The organism is [Borrelia] turdi, assembly GCF_008828755.2.
Lineage (GTDB): Bacteria > Spirochaetota > Spirochaetia > Borreliales > Borreliaceae > Borreliella > Borreliella turdi.
This window is the reverse complement of record NZ_QBLM01000003.1, coordinates 41757-51049: the sequence shown is the minus strand read 5'-3', so window position 1 is coordinate 51049 and position 9293 is coordinate 41757. Positions and strand designations below refer to the sequence as shown.

Here is a 9293-nt window from a genome sequence, read left to right as displayed (position 1 = left end):
AGGTGTGTTGTTAAATCCCTTAGATTATATCGTTATGCCCTTTATACTAAAACAATATAAATTAATTTATATTGTTTTAGTATAAAGGGCATAACGATATAATCTAAGGGATTTAACAACACACCTAACTCAAAATTAGATTCATTTCTTAATAATCCCATCTATTAGATTTTAAATATCTGTATGGCACATTGCTTCATCTTTTTTTTTTATTTTACAAACTACTTGCCCCAATTATCTATTATATTATATCTACCTCCACTATTACTATGAGTAACCACATAATTTTTATTATGTCATGCCCACTATTAAATTTGTCATCTGGCTAATTTAAGATTATTATAATTAGCCAGGTTATTATAAGGCCATCGGCAGTTGACGACATTCCCAATAACTCATACAATAATTTTATTATTTTTAGAATTTACTTTTTAGATTAATTTTAGCCACATACGAAATATCACAACCTATATTAATCAATAGCTTTTAAACTAGATAGATCTCTTGATTCATTTTGAATTAATCTTACTAACTTAGGAATATCTTTTTTTCTATATTATTACCTTTATTATCCTTATTATGAAAATTAATGTCTTGACTAGATTTTTTAGATTTAGTCTTGACTTCATCTGCCAATTTTAAAAGCTATTCTAAGCTCAATGTATTATTTTTGATAAGCTGCTTAATCCTTTAATTTCATTCATATTGTTTGATTAATTATTTTAGAAACTGCTAATTAGCTATTATCTACTATTAATAGACACACATATTCCTTCCATTAAAGCAATAAAAATTTGAAAACATTTTCTTTTGCATTATCGTTAAAATACCCACTAGCTAAAGTTTTCACATATACTCCTCCTTTCTACATTACTGCTAAAATAATCTATTCGTCTATAAATATTAAAGTTTATCTAAATACTATTTTTACCAACCTTAAAAAGCTTTACTAGAATAGATTTCTCTAAAAGTAATAAACATAATGTGTAAATTTATGTCAATTTTATGTTTTCTAAAGAATTGTTAAATGCCAAATCGTAATATTGATTTATGGGAATTTAATATTTGAATAATATCCTTATAAAATAAATATATAAATACATACATAAACATTGGATAATAATAACGATTTTTAAAAAACTTAAAATATTATAAAACCTCTGACAATAGAAATATTACTATTTCAATAATACATATTTAATTAAATAAAATTTTGAATTAAATATTGTATTATATTAATAATAATTTTGAATTAATATTGTATTATATTAATATTGAAATATAATTAATATTGAATTATATTTATTATTATTATTATAAATAAGGAGAGTATTTATTTATGAAATATAAAATAATTGTAAGCATGTTTGTTTTTCTATTCTTAACTGCCTGCAATCCAGATTTTAACACCAATCAAAAAGATGAAAAGTATTACTCTAATAAAAAGAGTCCAAAATCTAATAAAAATAGATCAACCCTTAAAACCAAAGCAAATCAAGGAGTAAATCAAAATCAAAAGGCAAATCAAAATCAAGAAGCAGATCAAAATCAAGAAGCAGACGATCCCAAAAACACGCTGCTTAATGATTTAAGAAGTTTCATAGAAGAAGCTAACGCATACAGAAAAAAATATTTAAAAAAAATTGAAGAAGAATCTCCAGATCAATATGGAATATTAGCCTTCAAAGAATTAGGCTGGGGAGACGGACCAGGTGAAAAGGTATCTGCCAATACCGAGAGATCTATAAAATATAGAAAACAAACTTATGCGGCGCTAAATGATATAGATACTGATAAATTCAAGGAATTTACAGAAATTGTAATGTTATCAAAAGAAACAGAAGGCCTATTTAACACATTAAACTTATTTGGGAGTAATATAGACGCAATAATTGTTTACTTATATCCTAAAAAAGACAATCTAGACAAATTAGAGATTTCGGATTTAGAAAAGCTTAAAGATTTGTTTGAAAAATTATTATCTACAAAAGAAATCGTCTCAAAAATATTAAAACAGCTTTTATTAGATTATCAAAATGATACGAATTCTATAAAAACAAATACCACTAAACTTGAACTTTATGGAAAACAAATTGTAGAACAACTTGTAAAACAACGAAAACAAGTAGAAAAGCTAAAAAGTGAAATACTTTCAATAAATAACTTTTAAGCCATATTAAAATTGTAATAATATAAAAGCCTTGTCTTTAAGAAAGACAAGGCTTAATGTTTTAACTAAAGATTGTAAAGAGCTTTAACCCTAGATTTAACTTTAACTTGGAACAAGTAAACTATTTTTTCTATAATCTTTAATTTAATAATAGTAATTTAGAAATAGATTAATATTATTAATGGTATATAATTAAAAAATTATGTTTAAGTGTAATTAATTTACATTAATTACACTTTGCCAATTTTATTTTTAATAACTGGCGGTTACAAATAAAAATTATGCAACAAATTAAAGGTTTAATTATAAAGAAATAAAAATAGATAGCACCTGCTTTCAAACATACGAATTAATTTAATTCTCAATTAATTGAAAATGCTTTAAGCAATAAAGTTGTTTAAAATATTGTCTCTTGTATAACCACCTGTTAATGACTTATTATATCCAAAAATAAGCTTTCGGGCTTCATTAATTAACTTGGGGAATTTACTTTTTTTGTATTGACTTTTTAGTGTCAAAAAATTTCAACAAGCATGTATAACTGGTAGATAGTATATCGTCATAAAAGATTTTAAATGTCCCCCATTTGTACAACTCATTAAAGAATATTCTTTATCCTTTTTTTTCTTACAATAAGACGATATTAATTTGTTATTAATTGCGCTAATATTTTACTTATCAAAACCCATTATTAGGAGATAATAATCAATATGAAAAAAATTTTCACATTAATATTAATTTTTGGTTTAACAATTCAAAGCTTTGCTACAAAAGACAAACAAGATAAAATTGAAAAAGGTATTGAAATTTTCAATAAATATGATGAAAATAAAAAAAATCCAATAGGGCCATTTCTTTTGAATTTATTTTTACCTTTTGGAATAGGCTCCTTTGTACAAGAAGATTATATTGGTGGTGGTTCAGTGCTTGGATTTAATTTATTAGGAATAATCCTTTTGGGGACTGGAATGATTATTAACGCTCATGAAACAAAATTAACCGGATCCCTGCTAATAGGAATAGGAACAAGTATAGCTGTAGCATCATACGTAACCTCATTTATTATTCCATTTACATTTGCAAATTGGTACAATGAAAATCTTAAAAAAAAGCTCAGCTCTGAACTTGTGGGGTTTGAACCTAATTTTGATATTGGAATAAGCGGATTCCAGCTGTTGTTTAAAAAAAGTTATTAAATAAACGTAAGAAAATAATTTTTAAGATCTAATATAAAAATTAATAATCTTTAACCCCTTTTGAAAAAAGCAAAAAATATTAAAACTTTTACAATATTCAACCTAATTAAGAAATTGTTGTAAATATTAAATTAATAAAGGATTTTCAATTAATTAAAATATTCTAAACATTATATTAAAATGATATAATTAATAATTATTATTAATAATTAAAACTACTTTTAAGGAGACTATTTTGAAAAAAACGATTATTATATTTATCATATTAGCATTTATGTTTAATTGCAAAAACAAAACTAATGATGACAAGTCAAATAATGATCGGGATGAAGAATCTCAAAAATTACAATCTAAATCAAATCTAGTTAATGACGATAGAATTGAATTTAGCAAAACAACACCTTTAGAAAAATTAATAGCCGGATTAAATTTAAACTATTCTGAAAAAGAAACGCTAACATTTTTAATAAGCACATTAAAAGAAAAACTAACAGACCCAAATATTGGTTCAAATTTTAAAAATGCCGATGGAAATGAGAGCAAAATAGAAGAGACTATACATAAATTCCTATTAGATCTAAAAGAAACTGAAATAAAAGAAATGCTTTTAAAAATTAAAGAAAATAAAGACAAAAAAGAAAAAAATCTTGAAGAGTTAAATACTTATAAAACCACACTTGCTGCTGGATTTGATGCAATCTTTAATCAAGCAGATTCCAAAACTACACTCAATAACCTTAAAGACGCAATATAGCACAAACTAAATCTGAAGTTTACAATTAATTAAAAAAGCTAGTGGCTAACCTACTAGCTTTTAAACAATTTTTTAGTTAATCAACGAATTAAATGCAATACTTTCACTTTTTATTTTAGGATATTTTTCAATTATTTTTTTCATAGTAACATTAAAAAGCTTAGAATCAAGTGCAATTCTATAAACTTTTTCATTTTTTGGATTTTGTTTAGACTTAATGGTAATTTCGGCAATCATATCGCTCCAAACTCCATTACTATAAAGAGCAGTAAAAGCCTCAACCACTCTTTTAGAATCACTAGAACCAAAAGGATACGCGGTTACAAGCCCGGGCTCAACTGATTTTTCAGACATTGGAAGTATTCCTAAAAATCCTCCCCTGTTGTCATTAAAATTTATATCGCTTCCCTTGTTTATTAATTTAAATTGAGAAACAGAATAAAAAGGATCACTTTCAAAAGTAGTCTCAAAAATTACTATAGGCATAGCATAAGAAATGTAGGTCCCATCAATAGGAGAAACAAGATAAGAATACTTAATCCCCTTAAGCTCTTTAATACAATTTCCGTGCTCATCGCACAAATTTCTGGCTTTAATTTTAATCCAACGAGCATGAATTGACCAAAACCCCCAAGGGATTGTTTTTACTCCTTCTAAAAACTCTATTTGGGTGTAATCAATAAATTTATTTTTATTCTCAAGCGCTTTAAAAGTATCATAATTTTGAAAATCCGACACCAAACTAGAAGAATCTAAGAATGACTTAACATTCATTGAACCTAAACCATTTTTTCCTTGACTCAGTCTATCCGATCCATTTTTTCCAACAAGCCCACTGCTCTCTTTCTCTATTTCTGAATTATTATCTAAATAACAGCTAAAAATTAAAACTACAACGGATATAATGCTTCTTTTCAAAACACTCCCCCTTAAAACTTTTATTTAATTTTTATTTAATATTTAAAATTTTTAAATTATATTATTAGAAGCAAGTGTAGATCAATTAATAAAAAAAGCAAAATAAAAAAATTAACGTCTACTAATGTCTTTTATTAAGCTATTTAAAACACGATTTATATAATCATAAAGTTTTTTATTCTTGCCAATATTGTTGTAATAAAGTTTAAAAATTTCTAAAAGAGTATTTCTAACTTTAAGAATCAATACTCTTTTATTTTTATTCCTAATAGCGCTTGATGCTTGTTTGAAAGATTGTCGTGACTTCTCCATTTCTTTTAAAAATCCATTAACATCATAATTTAATGTTATTTCTTCTAGCTTTCTCAATATCAACCTAGAATATTCCTTTCCAAGTCTTTTAAATAAATCGTCAAGATTCTCAAAATCTAATTCTCCGTCTAGCAAAACCCTGCAGAATTGCAATGTCTCGTCTTCTTCATCTGTTAAATTACGTTTCCAATTTAAATACCAATCAAGCTCTGCTTTTGTAGTAAGAGAAAAATTTTTTAATTCAAGAAGCTCTTTGTTAACACTATTAATTTGTTGATCAACTGTTTTTTCAAGAGCAACAAGAATGTCTGCATTTGAACCACCAGCATTAATCTTGGTTAGATAAAATTGCTGGCATAAATTCATATCTAAAAGAGAAATTTCATCTTCTCTATCACTTTTATCAGAATAATTTTCAATCAATCTTACTAGAATACTTATTTTAGAAGACAAATCTCCCCACCTCTTTTTTCCTATGTCAATTAAAAATTGATTAACATCTTTTTCGCTGTACTTATACTTTACTAACACCTCATCATTGTTTAAAAGCCATCCACCAAGAGCATGTCTATTCTCATCGTTTTGCAAAGATTTCTTGAAAAACTCAAAATTTTTATCCTCTTCCAAGTTTAAATTGGGAATCCAAATCTCATCCTGAGCATTTTTCAGCAAAGCTTTACTGTACCTTGATTTACCAATACTGCGCTTTGAAGAGGGGTTTTGCAAAGTTTTAGAATTATCTAAATTAGCCAAATTATTGTTGGTCTGATCTAAGTCTGTAGGCATTAAATTTTCAGAATTTTCCAAAGTTTGTAAATCCTTTTTAAGGTATTTAAATTTTTTTGAGCTTGCTTGGCTATTCTTTTTACTTTCAAAATTACTTAAATTGGAATCTTTAAGATTATTATTTTTAAACTCTAAGGATTTTTTTTTATTGCCGATTAAATTTTGTTTATTATTAGAAGTGGTGGTTTTTAAATCTTCTTCTAAAGATTTTCTATTACAATTAACAAAAAATAGAAAGCTAATACCAAATGCAATTCCTATTTTATTCATAAATTAAATTACCTCTATTTAATTATAGATTTAAATAAAAATATAGCTCACTTTGCATACACTAAATGTATACACCATTTTAATTCTTACTACAAAAGGAATTAGGCTTATAATTATTTTAAAAATAATATTTTTAAAATAAAAAACCGAATTAAAATAATGTTAACAAAGCATTAAGCTTAAATTATTACAATAATACCTTTTAAAATAAATTGGTATTAATAATCTATATTATTTTAATATCTTGTAAAATTTCACAAGTAAATCACAATCATTAATATTTGAATTTTTAAATCCAAATATATTAAAAACGTAACAGGAAAAAATAAACACAAACAAAAAGATTAACCCTCTTTTAGGGGTTAATCGAGCAATTAATTAAAATAAAAAAGTTAAAACGAAGCAGATGCATCATAGTTTTTCACAAGATTACAAGCCTGTTCAATGGTTTTAGTAGTTATAAAAGATTGTCGCAAATTCTCTATGTAGGCTCTTTCAACCTGTAGCAACTGATGCTTAGCATTACCAGCATCTACATCATTTGAACGCTCAAGGGTTATTTTAGCCTTTCTTTTAGATTGCAAACACTTAACAACAGTAGCAAGCATTTCTTTTACTTTGTCTTCATTTAAACTTAAAATTTGATTAAACTTATCGGGATTACTATCAAGAACCACTTGTTTAAGAAAAAACAAAGCTTCTTTTTGATCATCATTTAAAGAGTCTACAAAAGACGTTTTAAGTTCTCCATTTAATTCACTATTAGAAGAGTTTAAAGACTTTGAAGTTCTTCTCTTAAGATCAGAATAATTAAATTCTTTACAAGCAAAGAATAATAAAATAATAAAAAATAAAAAATTTTTCATACAGTCTCCCACACCGTGATTACACGAATATTTAAAGTAAAAAATTAAATTAAACTTTTTTTAAAAAAAATATAAATTATAATATATCTCAACATTTAAAATAATAAACATTTTATAAAACTTTATAGTAATATCGAGTAAAATATGCTAAAATGACTTTGGTAGTTAAAAATGGAAATTAAAATTGACGAAAAATTTAATATAGTATTTGATAATGATCTTAAATTAATAGAAAACGTTGAAGAGCAAAAACAGCGTTTATTTGTTTATCTTAAAACACCAAAAGGCAGCTTAAAAGAAAATCCAAATTATGGATTTGACTACAACTTTTACTTTAAGCTTTGCAAAGCTAATAAAATAGAATCTATTAAAAATTTTTTTTTAAACCTTTCAAAAGAACTTAAAATAGATCTTATTAATGTAAAGCCAAGTATTAAAAACAATACAATAACAATAAAATTTTTCTTTTTAGGAAAAGACACTTTAAAAATGGATTTTAAAATATGAGTATAATTTTTGATAAAAAATTGGGAATATTAGAAAAAACAATAGAAGAAATTCAAAATGAAAAAAAACATATTTTGAGAACAAAATACGGCATAAATATTAATGACAATTCAGTTTATGACATAATAAACTTTCCAAGCTCAAGCATTGACAAACAAATATCAGAAATCTTAAAAGAGCTTTTTTCTAAAATAAAAGAAAATGGAAGCTATTTTAATGCACTCAAAGAAGATTTAAGCACCCCTAAAAGCTCAACCTACGAAGCAATAAGAAAGGCATTGTTAAATGTTGACGGGGTCAAGCACATAAATATTTTAAGTGGGCCTGGAACAATTAACCTTTACTTAATACTAAAAGACGATTGTTTTAAAGACAAAGAAAAAAATGAGATTAAAATTGAAACTAAACAAAATATTTGGAAAGCAATATACTACACAGCACCAAGCGGAACTGTTTTTAAAGGCAATATTGAGATTGAGTTTTTGAACAAACACAATCAAAAAAAAACATACAAATTCAGCTTAGGTAAGAAAAAATATGCATATCTTAAGGCAATCTACAAAACAGAAGCAAAAGACGCAATTTACAAAGAAATAGATGCTCAAATCAGAGACATTTACAATAAAATATTAACCGAAAAATACCTTGAAATGGGAACATCTCTTAGATATCAAGATTTTCTTGCGCCAGTTAGCATTATCAGAGGAATAAAAGAACTGAGAATTGGAACTTGCATTAAAAATGATAACACAAAAAAAATCACAGAACTTAGTGGGAGTGATTTTACATTTAATAAAGACGAAAATACTAAAGAGAATGAAATTATTATTTTTGATACAAACAAAAGACTGCTTATTAACAGGGAATAAAGATGAACAAAGAGATACCAAAATTTTTAGAAAATACCCAAATTGAAAAGTTTATTTACAGTGAGCTTGATTACAAAAAAGAAATCTTAAGAGAACTAAAAGAACTGCTTGAAAACTTCAAAACAATCAATGTTAAAGATAGCATTAACTCTAAATACGTTGCATTGCTAATGCTTTCAATATTTAACGCATTTCACTTTAAAAAAGAGCTAGATAAAAATCTTGTCAACTCTTTAGACGCCATTATTTTTGCAATCAAATCTATTGGCACTGATGAGAGCTTTATTGTGCTTTTTAGGGCCTTTTTACACGCAAATGTAGAAGTCAGCTCAAACGAAGATGCTCCAGGCGAGATAATAATAAAATTGCTTGAGAACATTAAATCTCCGATTGAATTTAATATTGCAGCAAACAATCAAAATAAGCTAAAAAAAATAATTGTAAAACACACTGGATTTAAAAAATCTCTAGTTTCCAACTATATGCCCAAAGATTACAAAAATTCAGTATATGAGTTTATTAAAATATTAATTCCTATAGGAAGAATAGTAAAAATTATAGACAAAGAACAAATAGAAATAAAAAGTACAAGAATAAAAAAATTTTAGACAGTAGATCATTTTTTAAAATCTACTATCTACTAAA

General features: G+C 25.5%; 9 protein-coding genes. 6 read left to right on the top strand and 3 right to left on the bottom strand.

From position 1 onward, the window contains the following. Window positions 1-1339: 1339 nt before the first annotated feature. From DB318_RS04700 to DB318_RS04690, 3 genes are all read left to right on the top strand, one after another. Complete coding sequence (locus DB318_RS04700) at window positions 1340-2170, top strand: virulence associated lipoprotein (RefSeq protein ID WP_151073836.1); 831 nt, start codon at window positions 1340-1342, stop codon at window positions 2168-2170. Window positions 2171-2880: 710 nt separating this feature from the next. Continuing rightward, the gene (locus DB318_RS04695) at window positions 2881-3366 is read left to right on the top strand and encodes a P13 family porin (RefSeq protein ID WP_151060760.1); all 486 of its coding nucleotides are present in this window, start codon (window positions 2881-2883) and stop codon (window positions 3364-3366) included. 235 nt (window positions 3367-3601) lie between these two features. Next, complete coding sequence (locus DB318_RS04690) at window positions 3602-4120, top strand: BBA03 family outer surface lipoprotein (RefSeq protein WP_151060759.1); 519 nt, start codon at window positions 3602-3604, stop codon at window positions 4118-4120. A 72-nt stretch (window positions 4121-4192) separates the two neighbouring features. On the opposite strand, the gene DB318_RS04685 is transcribed toward DB318_RS04690, so the two are convergent. The 3 genes from DB318_RS04685 to DB318_RS04675 form a co-directional block, all read right to left on the bottom strand. Next, a complete protein-coding gene (locus tag DB318_RS04685) occupies window positions 4193-5038 on the bottom strand; it encodes a S2/P23 family protein (RefSeq protein WP_151073835.1) in 846 nt (281 codons plus the stop codon). 111 nt (window positions 5039-5149) lie between these two features. Then, window positions 5150-6406 (bottom strand): hypothetical protein, encoded by a 1257-nt coding sequence (locus DB318_RS04680; protein ID WP_151060757.1) that lies wholly within the window; start codon window positions 6404-6406, stop codon window positions 5150-5152. A 392-nt stretch (window positions 6407-6798) separates the two neighbouring features. Continuing rightward, window positions 6799-7272 carry a BBA07 family lipoprotein gene (locus DB318_RS04675; RefSeq protein WP_151060756.1) on the bottom strand — a complete coding sequence of 158 codons (474 nt, stop codon included), beginning with the start codon at window positions 7270-7272 and terminating at the stop codon, window positions 6799-6801. A 171-nt stretch (window positions 7273-7443) separates the two neighbouring features. Here DB318_RS04675 and DB318_RS04670 point away from each other — a divergent pair, with 171 nt between their 5' ends. From DB318_RS04670 to DB318_RS04660, 3 genes are read left to right on the top strand one after another with little or no spacing between them, the layout of a single operon-like run. Beyond that, window positions 7444-7779 carry a contractile injection system sheath initiator gene (locus DB318_RS04670; RefSeq protein WP_151060755.1) on the top strand — a complete coding sequence of 112 codons (336 nt, stop codon included), beginning with the start codon at window positions 7444-7446 and terminating at the stop codon, window positions 7777-7779. Beyond that, entirely contained in the window at window positions 7776-8648 is an 873-nt protein-coding gene (locus DB318_RS04665; RefSeq protein WP_151060754.1) for a DUF276 domain-containing protein, read from the top strand. Before DB318_RS04670 ends, DB318_RS04665 begins: the two co-directional genes overlap by 4 nt. 2 nt (window positions 8649-8650) lie before the next feature. Further along, the gene (locus DB318_RS04660; protein WP_151060753.1) at window positions 8651-9256 is read left to right on the top strand and encodes a DUF735 family protein; all 606 of its coding nucleotides are present in this window, start codon (window positions 8651-8653) and stop codon (window positions 9254-9256) included. Window positions 9257-9293: the final 37 nt, after the last annotated feature.